17 protein-coding genes are annotated in these 16675 nt (G+C 35.9%); 11 read left to right on the top strand and 6 right to left on the bottom strand.

Annotated features, from left to right (window positions below; genetic code table 11):
* The first annotated feature begins 24 nt into the window (after positions 1-24).
* On the top strand, positions 25-1185 hold the full coding sequence (locus tag U8521_RS07815; RefSeq protein ID WP_334331697.1) for a cation:proton antiporter: 1161 nt from the start codon (positions 25-27) through the stop codon (positions 1183-1185).
* Positions 1186-1323: 138 nt separating this feature from the next.
* Here U8521_RS07815 and U8521_RS07820 read toward each other — a convergent pair whose 3' ends face one another.
* Entirely contained in the window at positions 1324-2193 is an 870-nt protein-coding gene (locus U8521_RS07820) for an aldo/keto reductase (RefSeq protein ID WP_334331696.1), read from the bottom strand.
* 198 nt (positions 2194-2391) lie between these two features.
* On the opposite strand from U8521_RS07820, the gene U8521_RS07825 reads away from it, so the two are divergent.
* The 6 genes from U8521_RS07825 to phnW are packed head-to-tail and all read left to right on the top strand — an operon-like array spanning position 2392 to position 7734.
* Entirely contained in the window at positions 2392-3435 is a 1044-nt protein-coding gene (locus tag U8521_RS07825; RefSeq protein ID WP_334352371.1) for a phosphate/phosphite/phosphonate ABC transporter substrate-binding protein, read from the top strand.
* Positions 3436-3445: 10 nt separating this feature from the next.
* Entirely contained in the window at positions 3446-4201 is a 756-nt protein-coding gene (gene phnC / locus U8521_RS07830) for a phosphonate ABC transporter ATP-binding protein (RefSeq protein ID WP_334331694.1), read from the top strand.
* Positions 4201-4992: a phosphate/phosphonate ABC transporter permease gene (locus tag U8521_RS07835; protein ID WP_334331693.1), complete on the top strand. Its 792-nt coding sequence runs from the start codon at positions 4201-4203 to the stop codon at positions 4990-4992. The genes phnC and U8521_RS07835 overlap by 1 nt, the downstream gene beginning before the upstream one ends.
* The gene (locus U8521_RS07840) at positions 4989-5840 is read left to right on the top strand and encodes a PhnE/PtxC family ABC transporter permease (protein ID WP_334331692.1); all 852 of its coding nucleotides are present in this window, start codon (positions 4989-4991) and stop codon (positions 5838-5840) included. The genes U8521_RS07835 and U8521_RS07840 overlap by 4 nt, the downstream gene beginning before the upstream one ends.
* 17 nt (positions 5841-5857) lie before the next feature.
* The gene (phnX, locus tag U8521_RS07845) at positions 5858-6652 is read left to right on the top strand and encodes a phosphonoacetaldehyde hydrolase (protein ID WP_334331691.1); all 795 of its coding nucleotides are present in this window, start codon (positions 5858-5860) and stop codon (positions 6650-6652) included.
* Positions 6646-7734, top strand: coding sequence for a 2-aminoethylphosphonate--pyruvate transaminase (gene phnW, locus U8521_RS07850; protein ID WP_334352372.1), 1089 nt, complete (start codon positions 6646-6648; stop codon positions 7732-7734). Before phnX ends, phnW begins: the two co-directional genes overlap by 7 nt.
* A 21-nt stretch (positions 7735-7755) precedes the next feature.
* On the opposite strand, the gene U8521_RS07855 is transcribed toward phnW, so the two are convergent.
* Entirely contained in the window at positions 7756-8397 is a 642-nt protein-coding gene (locus U8521_RS07855) for a phosphatase PAP2 family protein (RefSeq protein WP_334352373.1), read from the bottom strand.
* A gap of 148 nt (positions 8398-8545) precedes the next feature.
* On the opposite strand from U8521_RS07855, the gene U8521_RS07860 reads away from it, so the two are divergent.
* The 3 genes from U8521_RS07860 to spxB all read left to right on the top strand — a co-directional run bounded on the left by U8521_RS07860 (position 8546) and on the right by spxB (position 11686).
* Positions 8546-8791, top strand: coding sequence for a hypothetical protein (locus U8521_RS07860; RefSeq protein WP_135373949.1), 246 nt, complete (start codon positions 8546-8548; stop codon positions 8789-8791).
* A 99-nt stretch (positions 8792-8890) separates the two neighbouring features.
* Positions 8891-9823 (top strand): DMT family transporter, encoded by a 933-nt coding sequence (locus tag U8521_RS07865; protein ID WP_334352374.1) that lies wholly within the window; start codon positions 8891-8893, stop codon positions 9821-9823.
* Between the two features lie 102 nt (positions 9824-9925).
* On the top strand, positions 9926-11686 hold the full coding sequence (gene spxB, locus U8521_RS07870; RefSeq protein ID WP_334352375.1) for a pyruvate oxidase: 1761 nt from the start codon (positions 9926-9928) through the stop codon (positions 11684-11686).
* A gap of 80 nt (positions 11687-11766) precedes the next feature.
* On the opposite strand, the gene pstB is transcribed toward spxB, so the two are convergent.
* From pstB to U8521_RS07890, 4 genes are all read right to left on the bottom strand, one after another.
* Positions 11767-12561 carry a phosphate ABC transporter ATP-binding protein PstB gene (gene pstB / locus U8521_RS07875; protein ID WP_334331686.1) on the bottom strand — a complete coding sequence of 265 codons (795 nt, stop codon included), beginning with the start codon at positions 12559-12561 and terminating at the stop codon, positions 11767-11769.
* Between the two features lie 10 nt (positions 12562-12571).
* Positions 12572-13459, bottom strand: a complete 888-nt coding sequence (gene pstA, locus U8521_RS07880) for a phosphate ABC transporter permease PstA (RefSeq protein ID WP_334331685.1) — start codon at positions 13457-13459, stop codon at positions 12572-12574.
* Between the two features lie 2 nt (positions 13460-13461).
* Positions 13462-14379, bottom strand: a complete 918-nt coding sequence (gene pstC, locus U8521_RS07885) for a phosphate ABC transporter permease subunit PstC (RefSeq protein WP_334331684.1) — start codon at positions 14377-14379, stop codon at positions 13462-13464.
* 72 nt (positions 14380-14451) lie between these two features.
* Positions 14452-15360, bottom strand: a complete 909-nt coding sequence (locus U8521_RS07890) for a phosphate ABC transporter substrate-binding protein PstS family protein (RefSeq protein WP_334352376.1) — start codon at positions 15358-15360, stop codon at positions 14452-14454.
* 380 nt (positions 15361-15740) lie between these two features.
* Between U8521_RS07890 and U8521_RS07895 the strand changes: the two genes are divergently transcribed.
* Positions 15741-16475: a winged helix-turn-helix transcriptional regulator gene (locus U8521_RS07895; protein WP_334331682.1), complete on the top strand. Its 735-nt coding sequence runs from the start codon at positions 15741-15743 to the stop codon at positions 16473-16475.
* Positions 16476-16675: the final 200 nt, after the last annotated feature.

The following is a 16675-nucleotide window of genomic DNA, read 5'->3' on the forward strand; positions in this document are numbered from 1 at the left end:
AATTAATTTATTAGGGGGATTTAAATGGATTTTATAGGACCGCTGTGTTTGATTTTAGTTACAACGACGATTGCTGGGCATTTTTCTAATCGAATTGGTATACCTGCTGTAATAGGTGAATTACTGGTTGGAATAGTGCTTGGGCCAGCTATGCTCAATTGGGTCAGTTTAAATCAATTAGTTAGCGCCTTTGCGGATATTGGAGTAGTTATTCTGATGTTTTTAGGTGGTTTGGAAAGTGATTTGAAATTATTGCAAAAATATTTGCGACCAGCAATCATCGTGGCAATTTCTGGAGTGATTTTGCCAGTCGTAATCATGGGTGGCGTTACCTATTTGTTTGGATTCTCATTTTTGGAAGCTTTGTTCATTGGAGTCGTTTTTTCAGCCACGTCAGTTTCAATTTCAGTCGCTGTTTTGAAACAATACAAAGCTCTTTCAACTCGTGAAGGGGCAACAATTTTGGGAGCAGCGGTGGCTGATGATATCATTGGTGTCTTGTTGTTGTCGTTAATGATAAGTTTGTTAGCTAGTCAAGGTATTCACGCGGGAGGTTCACAACCAGGAATCTTGTTCGTGTTGTTAGAACAGTTAGCCTTTTTCTGTGGCGTCTTCTTGCTAGTGAAGTGGGTTGCACCATATTTGATGCATTTAGGTGAGCGTTTGATCTTGCCATCTAGTGTTACCATCATGTCGATGATAATTTGCTTGAGCATGGCGTGGTTAGCTAATTTTGTCGGTTTAAGTGGAGCTATCGGTGCTTTCTTCGCTGGAATTGCAATTGCCAATACACCATACAAAAATTTGTTGGCCGATCACGTTGAACCGTTAGGCAATTCGATTTTTATTCCGGTATTCTTCGTCAGTGTTGGTTTGAATATGACTTTGAATAACTTCTTCAAAAATTTAATGTTGGTAGTTGTTTTGGTTATTTTAGCTGCTTTAACAAAATGGTTCGGTTGTGGAATCGGTGCAAGGATTAGTGGTTTTAATAATTTAAGTAGTTCTGTTATTGGGACTGGGATGATTGCCCGTGGTGAGATGGGATTGATCACAGCTCAAATTGGGCATCAAGCAGGGTTGTTGAATAACACTGATTATTCAGCCGTTATTTTAGTAATTATTTTAGTAACCTTGATTTCACCATTGTTGTTGAAACAGACTTTAAACAAATCTTTGGCATAAAAAATTGAGAGTGGACATAGGGGTCATTCGAGCATTAAAACAAATATTCCCGAGTAATCAAAAAAAGATTACTCGGGAATATTTGTTTTAAGAAGAAATTACTATGTTACGTTCCATTCTCAATTTTTTTGCATTCAATTAGTCATTTTGAGTGGAGTAAGTTGTGGATTTCTTAAGGAATTCTTCATCATCAGGATCAGCTCCGACACGTTTGTCACAATCGAGTTTAGCAATTTGTTCCATTTCATCAGAACTTAATCTGAAATGATAGTCGAACAAATCGATATTTTCCTTAATTCGACTTTCATGGGTTGACTTAGGGATGATTACTTCACCGCGTTGTATGTGCCAACGTAAAATAATTTGAGCAGGTGATTTTTGATGATTTTCAGCAATGGCTTTGATTACAGGATTATCTACTACTTTATTGATTCCACCACCAAGTGGACTCCAAGATTCGTGAATGATGTGATGATCTTTCAAGTACTGATGTAAGTCGTTTTCTTGAAGATATGGGTGAGTCTCGATTTGATCTACCATTGGAGCAATCGTAGCTGTCTTCATCAGCTGGTCAATATGGTGTGATTTGAAATTAGATACACCGATAGCTCTAATTTTTCCTTGTTTGTAAAGATCTTCCATTGCTCGCCAATTTTCTTCAAATCCAGCTGCTGGCCAATGGATTAAATATAAGTCAAGGTAATCCATGTTTAGTTTTTGTAAAGATTTGTTAAATTGAGCAATGGTTTCATCGTAACCGCGGACATCATTCCAAACTTTACTTGTTACAAATAAATATTTGCGGTCGATTCCGGTAGCCTTAATTGCCTTGCCGACAGCTTCTTCATTGTCATAGAAGCTAGCAGTATCGATATGGCGATAGCCACTTTCAATAGCCCACTTAACACTATCGAGGACTTGGTTATCGTCCATTCGGAAGACTCCTAGCCCAACCTGAGGAATCGTAACTCCATTTGCCAATTCTATATAAGGAATATTTGTTGCCATAAATGTACCTCCTGTTGATTTCTACTTCAATTATAACTTACTTATTAATAAGTGGAACTTCTGACTATTTGTATATAAATTGTATAAAATATGTAAATTTTATAAATTTATATTTTACAGAAAGTTAATCAAGTTTTTACATGGCTTTGTTAATCTAAGTTTGTTCGAAAAATTGACAAAGAAAGTTGGGAGTTAGTTATGAAAAAAGGGCGATTATTAACCGCTGTTTTAGGGTTGTTTTTATTGTTAACCGGTGTGTTAGCTGGTTGTTCTTCAAAGAGCGCAGCTTCACCAAAAGCGGGTGGCAACAGTAGTAAGGAAATCACAATGGTTTTCTATCCAAATGAATCCGCTAAAAATTTCAGTGCTTCACGTAAGGCATTGAAAGAAGAATTACACAAAGCAACAGGTAAGAAAATCAATATTCAAACTACTACAGATTACAACATTGCTATCGAAGCCATTGCTTCTGGTAAAGCTCAATTGGCCTTCATGGGTGCCGATGGTTATATCCAAGCACATGCTAAGAACAATAAGGTTGAACCACTTCTTCTCCAATCTGGTCCAGACGGTACAACTAAGGGAGCAAGTTACCGCTCATATTTGATGGTTCAAAAAGATAAAGCCGATCAATACAAGAAAGATGGCAAGTACAATATCGATAACATCAAAGGTAAGAAAATCTCATTTGTTTCAGCTAGTTCAACTTCAGGTTTTGCTGTACCAACAGACGAAATTCAAAAGCATTTCAAATTAAAGAATAAAGAAGATCTTTCCGAAGGTGGCAAGTTCTTTGACAAAGTTCTTTATGGAAGTACTCACCCAGGTTCAGCTATTAACTTACTAAAAGGTGACGCTGACGTTGCTGCATTTGATGATGGTGATTTGACACCATTCTTGAAGGTTACATCAGGTAGTTATGACAAAGTTGGATCAACATTTACTGTTAGAAGTGATGCTGATGCTCCATTCGCTGAATTTAAAGGTAAAGAACTAGTTAACCTTTCAGTTCTACCAGTTCAAAATGGACCTTTCGTTGTAAATGCCAAAGCTCTAAGTAAAGATGATATTGATGCAATTACAAAGCACTTCACATCTAAAGAAATTTTGGAAAACAAAAACTTATTCTCAGATGGAAAGGGTAAAACACCAACTCTATGGCAAAGAAAGTCAGAAAAGACTCGTCTTCTAAAGGTTGATGATGACTGGTACAAGCCTACACACGAATTAGTTGGTAAATAAGAGGCAACTTATGTTAGAAGTTAAGAATTTAGATAAGAGTTATCAAAAAGATCATCCTGCTCTAACTAATATTTCTTTTACTGTTAAACCAGGTACCTTTGTCGCTATTATTGGGCCTTCTGGTGCAGGTAAAACGACCATCTTAAGAAGTTTAAATCAACTGATCAAAGACGATAGTGGTCAAATCTTAATTGATGGTGACGATATTCGTTCTGATAACAAAACACAGTTACGTAAACATCGTCGTCAAATTGGAATGGTCTTTCAAAATTACAATTTGGTTGAACGTTTAACAGTTATTGAAAATGTTTTACACGGTCGTTTAGGTTATAAATCAACTTTAGCTGGTGTTTTTGGTAGATATACCAAAGAAGAAAAAGCTGAAGCAATGTCTTTATTGAAAAAAGTTGGTTTGGAAGATTTCGCCTTGCAGAGATGTTCAGAATTGAGTGGTGGTCAAAAACAACGTGTGGGGATTGCACGTTCTTTGATTCAACACCCTAAAGTTATTCTTTGTGATGAGCCGATTGCTTCTCTTGATCCTGCATCTGCCCAGACGGTTATGCAGTTGTTAAAGGATTTAACAGAAGAATACAACTTGATTTGTGTAGCTAATTTACATCAAATCAATATGGCAAAGAAATATGCAGATCAAATCATTGGGATTCGTAAAGGTCATTTGATTTTTAACGAAGCTGCGGATTTATTATCAGAGGATATTTTGAGGACACTTTATGATCAAGATATTACAAAGGAGCTTGAATAATGCAATCTTCTGCAAAATATTTAACACGCAAAGGTTGGCATCAAACCGCGATAATCGCAATTATTGGCGGTACCTATTTATTAGGTAGTTGGGTCTTAAATTTTGATAGTTTAAGTGGATTAATAGCATTGCCTAAAGCATTTGGATGGTTGGGAGTAAATTTTGCACCGACACCTAAGTCAATGAATTATTTACCCCAGATCTGGCAAAAATTGATGCAAACAGTCTTATTAGCTATTTCATCAACAATGGTAGCAGCTATTATTTCTATCTTTGTAGCTCTAATCGGCTCTAAAGTCACTGGAATAAACGGCTTTGTCCAAACTATTGTAAGAGGGATTGCTTCTTTTTTTAGAAATATTCCTTTGGTTGCTTGGTCAATGATTTTACTTTTTTCGTTTAAACAAAGTGACTTTACAGGATTCTTAGCTTTATTACTTATGTCGGTAGGATTTTTAATTCGTGCTTTTATGGAGATTATTGAAGATGAGGCGAGTGAAACTATGCTTGCTTTGAAAGCGACAGGAGCTAATTACTTCCAAGTTATCTTTCAAGCAGTTTTACCGCAAATTCTTCCCAGTGTATTGAGTTGGATACTTTACATGATTGAGAATAATGTTCGTGATGCTACCTTAGTTGGTATTTTAACTGGTACCGGAATTGGGTTCTTGTTTGATCTCTATTTTAAGAGTTTTAGGTTTGATGCTTCAGGAATGACAGTCTTATCGATTATCATTGTAGTAATTGCCTTAGAATTGATTTCTAATCAGATTAGGAAGGTGATTCTATGATTAATACTGAAGAAAGAATTATAAAAAAACCTCAATTACCAAATACACCAGATATTAAGTTACATGAAAACAGTTTGTCTAGAACGATGATTTTGATAGTATTTATTTCATTGTTTTTGATTACTGGTTTCACGTTGACACATTTGGATACAGCTAATGTCAAAATAGCAACAGCTTTTAAAGAACTAGGTGTCACACTCCATCAAATGTTCTTACAACCCAGTACTGGATCGGACGGGTTAAGTGAGTTGTTGCAAGGACTTGGCTCAAGTTTAATGATTTCTATAATGACAACGATTATCGGTGCTGTCTTTGGCTTTTTCTTTGCAGTAATGGCTTCAAAGAACTTGACCAATATTTATTTAGGAACTGGTATCAGAGTCTTTATGGCAATTGTCAGAGCAATTCCAACCATTATTTGGGCATTAATTTTCTCAATTGTATGTGGTTTAGGATCAACAGCAGCCATCTTGGGATTAAGTTTTCATAGTATAGCTTATTTAACTAAAGCTTATTCGGAAAGTATCGAAGGTATTGATGAATCAACAATTGAATCACTAAAAGTTACAGGAGCAAAATTCTGGGTAATTGTTTTTCAGGCAATTTGGCCAACCATCATGGCTTCATTTGTATCTTGGACTTTTATCCGATTGGAAATTAATTTTGCAAATGCAATTGCAGTTGGTGCTGCTGCTGGTGCTGGTGGGATAGGTTATCAATTGTTTGTTGCAAGTGGTATGAGTTTTGATTTTCATGAGGTTGGATTCATCGTTTACTTAATTATTGCAGTTACATTTTTGCTAGAGTTTATTGCGGTCAAGATCAGGCATTTCTATTTGAGCCGTTAAGTTAGGGAGAGAAATTTATGATTGAAGCAGTTATTTTCGATTGGGCTGGTACTACTGTAGATTACGGTAGTTTAGCTCCAGTTATTGCCTTTAAAAAAGCTTTTAAAGATGCAGGGATTGAAGTTAGTGATGAAGAAATTAGAAAAGATATGGGGATGGCCAAGTGGGATCACATTGGTAAAATTCTTGAATTGGCCGATGTTAAAAAACAGTGGCAAGAAAAGTATTCATCATTACCAAGTGGAGATGATCGTAAGAAGATCTATTCCAATTTTCAACAATCGTTGATTCATTATTTAAAAGAATATACAGAATTGAAATCCGGTGTTTTAAAAACATTTAATTATTTGAAAGAATACGGTATAAATGTCGCAACAACAACGGGCTACACTGCTGAAATGATGAATGTCGTGGAGAATAAAGCCGCTGAGAATGGCTATACTCCTGATTTGGTAGTTACATCTGAAGATGTCAATAATCAAGGACGTCCCTCCCCAGCAATGATTCAATTCATTATGAAAAAATTTCATATTGATGATCCTTCAAAAGTTATCAAGGTAGGTGATACTTTGGTTGATATTAAAGAAGGACAAAATGCTGGTGTCAAAACTGTTGGGATAGTCGAAGGCAGTAGTCTGATGGGATTATCACAAATTGAATTTGATGAATTGGATACTGAACAGCAAGTTGAAAAGCGTAATGAAGTAAAACGAGAATTTGAATCCGCAAATGCTGATTTTATTATTGATAATATTTATGATTTAGTTCAAATTATTGAATACTTAAATGAATCGATGGGGAAAAAATGGTAAGAAAATATTTGCTTTTAACACCTGGACCTTTAACTACAAGTGAAGAAGTCAAAAATGCAATGGACTTTGATTACTGCACTTGGGATGATGACTACAAAAAAATTACTCAATCTTTTAGACATTCATTACTAGAGATTGCCAAAGTAACCGCTGATGAATATACAGCTGTTCCAATTCAAGGAAGTGGGACTTATGGTGTTGAATCTGTTATCAGTTCAACCATTTCTAAGAATGATAAGCTGTTGATTGCTATCAATGGTGCATACGGTCGTCGTATTAGTGAAATGGCTGATATTTATGGAATCAATCATGTTGATTGTGTTTTTGATGAAAGAGAACCAGTTACTTTGAGTCGAGTTAATGAATGTTTAGCAAAACATCCAGATATAACTCATTTCGTAATGATTCACTGTGAGACAACGACTGGCATTTTAAATCCAATTGAAACGATCATTCCTGAAATTAAGTCAAAAGGTATCAAAACAATTGTTGATGCAATGAGCAGTTTTGGTGGAATTCCAATTGACGTTAAGGCAGAAAAAATTGATTATTTGATTAGTAGTTCTAATAAATGTATTCAAGGTGTACCCGGGTTTTCATTTGTAATAGCAAAAAAATCAGAACTTGAATCTACTAAAGGTTTGGCTAGGACATTATCTTTAGATTTATACGATCAATATGCTGAAATGGAAAAGAATAACGGTAAGTGGAGATTTACATCACCCACTCATGTTGTTCATGCATTCTATGAAGCATTACAAGAATTGAAGGCTGAAGGTGGTGTGGAAGCACGTCATCAACGTTACTTAGCTAATCAAAAGCATTTAGCTACAGGTATGGAAGAATTGGGATTCAAAGTTTTAATTGATGAGAAGTGGCAATCGCCAATTATTACATCGTTTATTTATCCTAATGATGATTTTGATTTCCATAAGTTTTATCAACAACTAAAAGCTGATGGATTTGTAATCTATCCGGGAAAGATTTCTCAAGTGCCAACTTTTAGAATAGGTAATATCGGTGAAGTTTATGACAATGATATTTCTAAACTATTGGATGCTATCAAAACTATCGTAAGATAAGAAAAAAGGTGATCAATTTGATCACCTTTTTTTCTTTGAGTTAATAATATGTAAATAAATAAGTTCGGCATATTCCCAGCATACGCCAGCTAATAACATGCTTCCGATAACATCCGTAGGGAAGTGTCCACGTAAATAGATTCTTGATAGGGCTACTAGAATGAGCCAAATGATCAGAAGAACTTTTAGAAGATCTTTTAAAATCAAATTTTTTAGATGTGGCAAAACTAGTATTATGATTGTTAAAATCAAAAGTGCCGTTCCAAAGGTGTGACCACTGGGGAAACTATAGCCAGAAGCAGGTAATAATTTATCAGTAGGACGTTGCCGTCTAACGCTGTACTTAATTACAAGAGCAATTAAATTACCACCGATTAACAGTGATACAGTCCAAAGTGCTTCTTTCAGAAATTTATTTTTTATGAACAAGAGGATGATGATAGTCATGTAAATAATGTTCATCGTCGGACTGCCAAGTTTTGTGAAAAGCTTGAAAATATTCGTTAAACTTGTCGAGGTAGTATCTATAAAAATATTTTGAATAGTTGTATCAAAGGTCTGAATCAAAGAATTTCCGCTGACAACTAAGATTTCTAAAAGAAAAAAGAGAATTAAGAAGATAGTCGCCAGCCAAGCGTGTTTTTTATTATTTGAAAAAGGCAAAATGTTCTCCTTTATAACAATATTAGTAAGACTTGATTATAATATTTTTTATCTCAAAAATACAGTATTGTTCTTTAAAGCATTCAAAAAGATATACCTTAATATTGTTTTAATGATATAATCATTCTTACCAAAAAGGAGGCTTAAAATGCTAACATTAATGGCTACCACCTCAAGTAGTTCAGCACCAATTTTGATTGCTATTGGGGTAGCGATTCTGGTAATTATTTGGTTATTTATCAAAACAGGAATTGCTTTATTGCACCATCCCATCATCGGTATCATTTTGATATTGTTAGGTGTTTTGGGATTGTGGAATTACTTGATTATCGGAATAGGAGTAATCGTTGGTGGAATTGTCTTTTTAGTTATTTCTCAGTTCTTTAATAATTAATGAATGTAAGCAAGGTGAAAGCCTTGCTTTTTTATGTGGTTTAATAATTTGAAATTTCTGAAAAAACGTTTTTAATTAGCCTGTGAAAGGGATGTTAAAATGCTAACGATTTTGATTGGCTTATTTATTGGTATTGGTCTACCGATTCAGACTAGTATTAATACCAGATTAAAGAATACCGTCGGTTCACCATTTGTAGCGTCACTAATTTCGTTTTCAATTGGAACCATTTTTTTGGCTGTAATTACCATGATTAAGAACGGAAATTTATTGATTCCGCTGAAAATATTCATGAAAGAGCCATTGTGGATTTGGATTGGTGGATTATTAGGTGTTATTTATCTGACCTCAAATATTTTATTGTTTCCCAAATTGGGTAGTGTCCAAACGGCTATTATGCCGATCATGGGGCAAATAATTATGGGATTGTTGATAGATAACTTTGGACTTTTTGATTCGCCAGTTAAATCACTTACTATGATGAGGATTTTAGGAGCCTTTTTAGTAGTGATTGGGGTCATTGGTGCAGTTTCCAGCAATCAAATTATTGCTGAGAAAGGAATTTCCTTGACTAAACAAAACAGAAATCACGCTTTGATAATTTGGCGAATTTTTGGAGTTGTCGTTGGAATGTTTAGTGCTAGTCAAACTGCCATCAACGGTCACTTGGGAATTGTCCTAAAATCAGCTGTTAAGGCCGCCTTTGTTTCATTCTTCGTTGGTACAGTCGCATTGATTTTAATTGTCGTTTTATTGCATCCCGTTCTAACTTTTGACGAATCGAAAAAAAATCCATTTTGGATGTGGCTCGGTGGAGTTATTGGAGCTTTATTTGTTTTAGGAAATGTTTATCTGGTGCCACTGATTGGTACTGGTTTGGCAGTAGTAATTGTTCTAGTAGGTTTAGTCAGTGGTAGTTTGTTGATAGATCAATTCGGTTGGTTTGACTCGCAAAAGAATCCAATATCTTTACCACAAATTATTTCGTTAATGGTAATGATTGCCGGCGTGATTACTATTCGTCTTTTATAACGATAAAAGTTTCACAAGAAAGATAATTTGCTTTTCTTTAAGAATTATTCGATGATAACGTTTGCAAGATGGAATTGCGTTTTTAAGAAGGAAAGTGTAAATATGACAAAAATGATAGCAGGACAAGCATTGATTAAAGTTCTTGAGGATTGGGGCGTCGATCACGTTTATGGTGTTCCTGGTGGTTCAATCAATCACACAGTTGAGGGACTCTACCTTGAAAAGGATAAAGTTAAATATATTCAAGTTCGTCATGAAGAGGTGGGGGCAATTGCTGCCTCGGCTGATGCCAAATTTACTGGAAAAATCGGTGTAGCTTTTGGCTCTGCCGGACCTGGTGCCACTCATTTGTTTAACGGTTTATACGATGCCAAAATGGATCATGTTCCAGTCTTAGCTTTAGTCGGACAAGTGCCAACTGAAAATATGAACACAAATTACTTCCAGGAGATGGATGAAGGTCCGATGTTTAGCAACGTTTCAGTTTATAATCGTACTGTTACCACGGCTGAACAAATTCCTTATGTAATTAATCAAGCCATTCGAGAAGCTTATCGTCAAAAGGGTGTTGCTGTAGTAATTTTGCCTGAGGATTTGACGACTAAAGAAATCGATTATGTAGCCAATAAGACACCAAAGATTGTTAAAAATGACTTTACGCAAACGATTAATCCTGAAGATGTAACCAATACTTTGAAGATGTTAAAAGAAGCCAAACATCCTTTAGTTTATGCAGGACGCGGTTTGTTGGGTGCTAAAGATGTTTTGACAAAGTTTTCAGAACAATTTAATTTGCCAGTTATGAATACCGTTCCTGCAACTGGGGTCATCAGTACTGATCATCCTAATGCCATTGGGACTTTTGGCCGCCTTGGTAGTAAGTCAGGCTTTGAGGCATTACAACATACAGATCTAATTTTGTTCTTAGGTTCAGAATTTCCATTTGCTAGATTCTGGCCAAAGGATGTAAAAATTATTGAAGTTAATAATAACGCTTATGATATCGGTAAAACAGTTGATGTTGATTATGCAATCATTGCAGACGCTAAGAGTTATTTGCAAGCCTTGATCGATACTGGAGAAACTTTACCAGCTGGAACTTGGCTGAAAGCCAATCAAGAAAATAAAGCTAACTGGGAAAAATGGCTCGACAAATTGGCTCAAGATGATAGTGAAGGTTTGGATCCAGAGACAGTAACTAAAAAGATTGCGGAAATGGCTGGACCTAATGATACTTATGGCGTTGATACCGGGAATGTTTCAGAGTTTGCTGTTCGTGGTTTGCCAATGAATCACAATCAACGTTTTGCCTTATCAGGACTATTTGCAACAATGGGATTTGGCCTCCCAGCTGGAATTGCCGGAGTCTTGAGTGTTCCTGGTGCTCAAGCCTGGACTCTGTCAGGTGATGGCGGCTTTTCAATGGTCGCTCCAGATATTATTACCGAAGCCAGATATCAATTGCCAGTCATCAATGTGGTCTTTTCAAATGAACGTTTGGGATTCATTTATTATGAGCAAGTCCAAACTAAACAACATTTATATGGAGTCGATTTGACAGGTGCTGATTGGGCCAAAGTTGCCGAGGGCTTAGGTGGAATTGGATTCACTGTTACGTCAATTAAGGATGTCAACGAAACATTCGATAAGATTAAAGAACTACAAGCAAATGGCAACGAAAAACCAATTGTGGTCAATGCCGTGATCAAACAAGATGATCCAGTAGCTACAGCCTTTATGCCACTTGATCCAAAACTCTATGGACAAGAAGCTGTTGATGCTTATGCAAAGAAGTATCATATTGATACTAAAGAACAACCATCATTAGGTGAATTGCTACGTGCACAAGGTGACAATGATTAGTAAATTTAGATGAAATAAGCCAGAGTAATTATTTATGATTACTCTGGCTTATTATTTTAGTTTTTGAGTGTCTCACGCTATTATCCGAAGTTTCCTGAAACATAATCGTCAGTGGCTTTCATTTTCGGATTGGTAAAGACTTTTACAGTCTTGTTATATTCGATGATATGTCCCAAATGAAAGAAGGCTGTGTAATCACTAATTCGGGAGGCTTGTTGTAAATTGTGTGTCACGATAATAATAGTGTACTGTTCGCTCAATTTTTTCAAAGTTTCTTCAATCTTTGAAGTTGAAATTGGGTCCAAAGCACTAGCAGGCTCGTCGAGTAACAAAATGTCTGGACGCATGGCAATTGAACGGGCGATACAGAGTCTTTGTTGTTGCCCACCAGATAAGGCTAAAGCCGATTTATCAAGGTTATCCTTAACTTCATCCCAAAGAGCAGCTTCTTTGAGGCTAGTTTCAAGTCGTTGGTCGAGCTCCTCTTTATCTTTCACACCATTATTTTTCAAGGCAAAAGTGATGTTATCTCGAATCGATTTAGCGAAAGGATTGGGACGCTGAAATACCATTCCAATATGCTTTCTGACCTCGTAAACATTAGTTTTAGGAGCATTAATATCGACGTTTCGATAAAGAATTTTTCCATCAACTTTAGCAATTTTGTCGTTCATCCGATTCAAACATCTGAGAAAAGTTGACTTACCTGAACCAGAAGCACCAATCAAAGAAGTGATCTTGAAGCGGGGAAAAACTAAATTGGCATCAAAAATAGCGTGGTTATCACCGTAGAAGACTTGAATATCTTTGGTAGATAGTGCACTTTCTTCAGTGATGTCCGTAATATAAGAATCGTCTAAATTATATTCTTTCAAGATTAATTCCTCATTTCGTCGCTGTAATTTTTTTATAAAGTTTGTTTCCTAGAAAACGCGCTCCTAAGTTGAAAATCAAAATTACAATGATCAACACAGCAGATGAGGCGCTAGAAATTAAGTGAGCATCAGGGGTGACACTTTCAGTATTAACTTTCCAAATATGAACTGCTAAAGTTTCAGCTGGACGCATTGGATTTAAGAAACTGGTACTAGAGAAAATATTCCAGTTACCATAATCGACAGTCGGTGCACTTTGACCGGCGGTATAAATCAAAGCAGCAGCTTCACCAAAGATTCTACCAGCACTTAAAATTAATCCGGTTAGGATTCCAGGAAGTGCTGCCGGTAAAACAATTTTAGTAGTAGTTTTCCAGTTGGATAGTCCTAAAGACATTCCAGCTTCTCTTTGTAGATTTGGTACACCGCGAAGTGATTCTTCAATGTTTCTAGTTAAAAGTGGCAAGTTAAAAAATGTTAAAGCAATCGCACCTGAAAGGATGGAAAAACCTAGATTTAATTTAATTACGAAAAGTAAGTAACCAAATAATCCGACTACTACTGAAGGTAGTGAACTCAAAACTTCGACACTCGTTCTGATTAAATCAGTGAACCAATTATCAGCTGCGTATTCCGATAAATAGATGCCAGCTCCCAGACCAATTGGCAAAGAGACAATAATTGTTAGAACTAGTAAGTAAAGTGAGTTGAAGAGTTGGTCACGAATACCACCACCGGCGCTAAAAGATTGGGCAGCGGAAGATAAGAAATGCCAGGAAATATCAGGCACACCGTTGAAAAGAATGTAGCCAAGAATAGCCAAAAGGAGTAGTACAACTAAGGCTACGATAGTATAAATAACGACATTGGCAATTTTATCAACTTTTTTAGCATTCATAATTAGAAGCGACCTCTCTTTCCGATGAATTTAACTAGCATATTTAAGATCAATGACATCAGTAACAAAATTAAAGCTAAAGACCATAGAGCATTGTTTGGTAAAGTCCCCATGACTGTATTACCAATATCGGTAGTCAATTTACTAGTCAAAGTTGAAGCAGGTGAAATTAAATTTTTAGGCATCAATGCGGCGTTACCAATAACCATTTGGACAGCCAAAGCTTCACCAAAAGCACGAGCCATCCCAAAAATTATTGCAGTCAAAATACCTGGAATAGCAGCCCGTAAAACCACTTTGTAAATAGTCTGCCAGCGAGTTGCACCAAGTGCCAAGGAAGCTTGACGATAAAACATTGGTACAGCTTTTAAACTGTCGACTGACAAAGAAGTAATGGTTGGTAAAATCATAACGAATAACACTAATGTCCCTGATAAAATACCAAAACCAGTTCCTCCGAAGATTCCTCGGATGAAAGGCACGACGACCGATAAACCGATGAATCCATAAACGACGGAAGGAATACCGACAAGTAGTTCAATAACCGGTTGTAAAATTTTTGTTCCTTTTTTACTTGAGAATTCAGCCATAAAGATTGCAACACCTAGAGCAAATGGAGTAGCCAAAAGGGCAGCCAAAAGTGTCACGCTAAATGAAGTAACGATCATTGGCAAAGCACCAACGTCGGGATGTCCCTGACTGTCAACGGCTCCAGGATTCCAATTGGTTTTCGTTAAGAAATCTAAAACTCTAACTTTATCTTGTGTAAAAGTTGCTAGACCCTTAGAGGCAATGAAATAAAGAATACATGTAACTAATAGAATTATTAAACCGATGCATAAATAACAAATTCCCTTGCCGAAGTAATCTTGAAAGGTGGCTTTGGATTTCGTTTGTAATTTCTTTTGAATATTATCCATAAGGGAATCACTCCTGTATATGCAAAAAGAACCTCGACCGAGATTTACAAGGTTGAAGTTCTTTTTGATCTTTTATTTAGAACTAACTGTTCCTTTTGAATCTTTTTGAACTTTCATATTGTGAATACTGATATATCCCATATCTTTAACTAATGATTTTTGAACATCATCGGAGTTCATGTAGTCTAGGAACTTAGCAGTAGCACCTTTAGCAGCGCCATTTGTATACATATGTTCATAAGACCAAATCTTCCACTTGTTGTTTTCAACGTTGTCATCTGTAGGTTTTACACCGTCGATTGAAACAGCTTGAAGTTTATCATTAATGTATGAGAATGCTAGGTAACTGATGGCACCTGGTGTACTTGAAACAATCTTTTGAACAGTACCGTTTGAATCTTGTTCTTGTGATTTAACAGCTTCGGCACCCTTTAATACGGCTGCTTCAAATGTTGCACGAGTACCACTACCTTTAGCACGGTTAACAACGGTAATTTTTTCATCTTTACCACCAACTTCTTTCCAGTTAGTGATTTTACCAGTGAAGATTTTCTTTAGTTGATCCATTGTAAGGTTCTTGACGTTAACATCTTTGTTTGCAACTGGAGCCATCCCAACAACGGCAACTTTATGATCAGTAAGTTTCTTAGAATCGATTCCTTGCTTTTCTTCTGCGAAGATATCTGAGTTACCGATTGTAACTGACTTATCTTGAACTTGACTTAATCCAGTACCAGAGCCCCCACCTTGAACGGTGATATTGATCTTGCTATTTTTCTTTTGGAAGTTTGCTGCTGCTTTTTCAACTAGTGGTTGTAAAGCAGTTGAACCAACAATAGTAATCTTTCCAGAAGCTTCGTTACTGCTGCCGCCCTTAGATGCAGCTGAAGATTCTTTGCTGCCAGAATTGCCACAGCCAGTTAGAATTAGCATCAAGGCTGCTAGGCCAAGAACTAATGAAATAATTGTTTTCTTTTTCATTTCTAATAACCCCTATTCAAAGTCGTATTGATAAATCTCTTTATCTAACACTTCTAAATATAAAAGCCTCGTGTATATATAATGTTTATTTAATGTAAAGATTGTGTAAAGTTGTTAAAAAAATATACATTTGCTTTGTAAACTACTTTTTGCAAGGGTTTGAAAGAGGGATTAAATATTACGATAATTGTATTTGCCTATATTTAAATACAATGGCTGAAATGTTCTTTGTAAATGACCTACCTTATTTACATTGTTATAATCGAATTGTGAAGTGGCTGTGGTTAGTTTTGTTAAGAAAATTTACCTTTTCTAAACTTTTTAATATTGTAATGTTTTGACCCTTGCAGTATTAAATGACCGGAAGGAAGTAGAGTTGAATGCAACCGCTAGTATTGCTGAGTAATAAATTATCACTTGTAATTGAGATTAATGGTTATTTCAATAATCAAGGATGGTTTATTCGAAATGTAACCGATCCAAAAGAAGTCGAGAAATTGGTTGAAAAAGAAGATGTCGCTGGTTTACTTTGGGATTCAACAATTACTGATATGAATCAGTCCTTAAAGATTTTAAAGTCACTTCGTAGTAAAGTTTCTGGGCCAATTATCGTGTTGGCTCCAACCAAAGATAAGAAGAGACGTTCTCTTTTTTACAATATTAATATTGATAGTTTTATTACTAAACCGTTTGAATATCCTGAGTTAGTAGCGAAAGTTAAACAATTATTTTGGGTTTATGATCGTTTTTCTATCACAAGTGACTCTAAAAAAGAATCAGCTTATCAGACTGAAAGAGTCAAATACAATGATATTGTGATTGACTTTAAACATTATCGAGTGACTCATAATGGATTTGATTTAGGATTAACGCCGAAGGAGTTCTCACTATTTTGGTACTTAGTCCAGCACCGGGGAAAAGTTTTAAGTCGTGATCAGATTCTTGAAGGTGTTTGGGGATATGATTCAGCAGGTTCCACTCGCACTGTAGACATTCACATTAGTCATTTACGAGATAAATTAGCGGAAAAATCTGATTCGCAAAATTGTATTAAAACAGTTAGAGGGTTTGGCTATGTCTTAGATAACCAGTATCCACTAGTGTCAGAAAGTTAAAAGAGTTTGGGACATAACTATTTTTTACTCCTAAACTTGCAGCATAAACGCGGAACAGGACATAACTCTTTCCGCTTAAAACAAATAGACCAAGGTAATTGTACTTCGATTTGAAGTGCAACAGAAAAGTTAGACAAAATTATATTTTTTAAATTACTAAGGTATGTTCCCTGTATTCACGGGGGGACATACCTTTTGTT

Origin of the sequence: Companilactobacillus miaonis (genome assembly GCF_036913615.1) — a bacterium.
Classification (GTDB): Bacteria; Bacillota; Bacilli; order Lactobacillales; family Lactobacillaceae; genus Companilactobacillus.

Excerpts from the sequence above, each read along its gene's own strand:
- U8521_RS07815 (WP_334331697.1), top strand. The coding sequence starts at position 25 with ATGGATTTTATAGGACCGCTGTGTTTGATTTTAGTTACAACGACGATT.
- U8521_RS07820 (WP_334331696.1), bottom strand. The coding sequence starts at position 2,193 with ATGGCAACAAATATTCCTTATATAGAATTGGCAAATGGAGTTACGATT.
- U8521_RS07825 (WP_334352371.1), top strand. The coding sequence starts at position 2,392 with ATGAAAAAAGGGCGATTATTAACCGCTGTTTTAGGGTTGTTTTTATTG.
- phnC (WP_334331694.1), top strand. The coding sequence starts at position 3,446 with ATGTTAGAAGTTAAGAATTTAGATAAGAGTTATCAAAAAGATCATCCT.
- U8521_RS07835 (WP_334331693.1), top strand. The coding sequence starts at position 4,201 with ATGCAATCTTCTGCAAAATATTTAACACGCAAAGGTTGGCATCAAACC.
- U8521_RS07840 (WP_334331692.1), top strand. The coding sequence starts at position 4,989 with ATGATTAATACTGAAGAAAGAATTATAAAAAAACCTCAATTACCAAAT.
- phnX (WP_334331691.1), top strand. The coding sequence starts at position 5,858 with ATGATTGAAGCAGTTATTTTCGATTGGGCTGGTACTACTGTAGATTAC.
- phnW (WP_334352372.1), top strand. The coding sequence starts at position 6,646 with ATGGTAAGAAAATATTTGCTTTTAACACCTGGACCTTTAACTACAAGT.
- U8521_RS07860 (WP_135373949.1), top strand. The coding sequence starts at position 8,546 with ATGCTAACATTAATGGCTACCACCTCAAGTAGTTCAGCACCAATTTTG.
- U8521_RS07865 (WP_334352374.1), top strand. The coding sequence starts at position 8,891 with ATGCTAACGATTTTGATTGGCTTATTTATTGGTATTGGTCTACCGATT.
- spxB (WP_334352375.1), top strand. The coding sequence starts at position 9,926 with ATGACAAAAATGATAGCAGGACAAGCATTGATTAAAGTTCTTGAGGAT.
- pstA (WP_334331685.1), bottom strand. The coding sequence starts at position 13,459 with ATGAATGCTAAAAAAGTTGATAAAATTGCCAATGTCGTTATTTATACT.
- pstC (WP_334331684.1), bottom strand. The coding sequence starts at position 14,379 with ATGGATAATATTCAAAAGAAATTACAAACGAAATCCAAAGCCACCTTT.
- U8521_RS07890 (WP_334352376.1), bottom strand. The coding sequence starts at position 15,360 with ATGAAAAAGAAAACAATTATTTCATTAGTTCTTGGCCTAGCAGCCTTG.
- U8521_RS07895 (WP_334331682.1), top strand. The coding sequence starts at position 15,741 with ATGCAACCGCTAGTATTGCTGAGTAATAAATTATCACTTGTAATTGAG.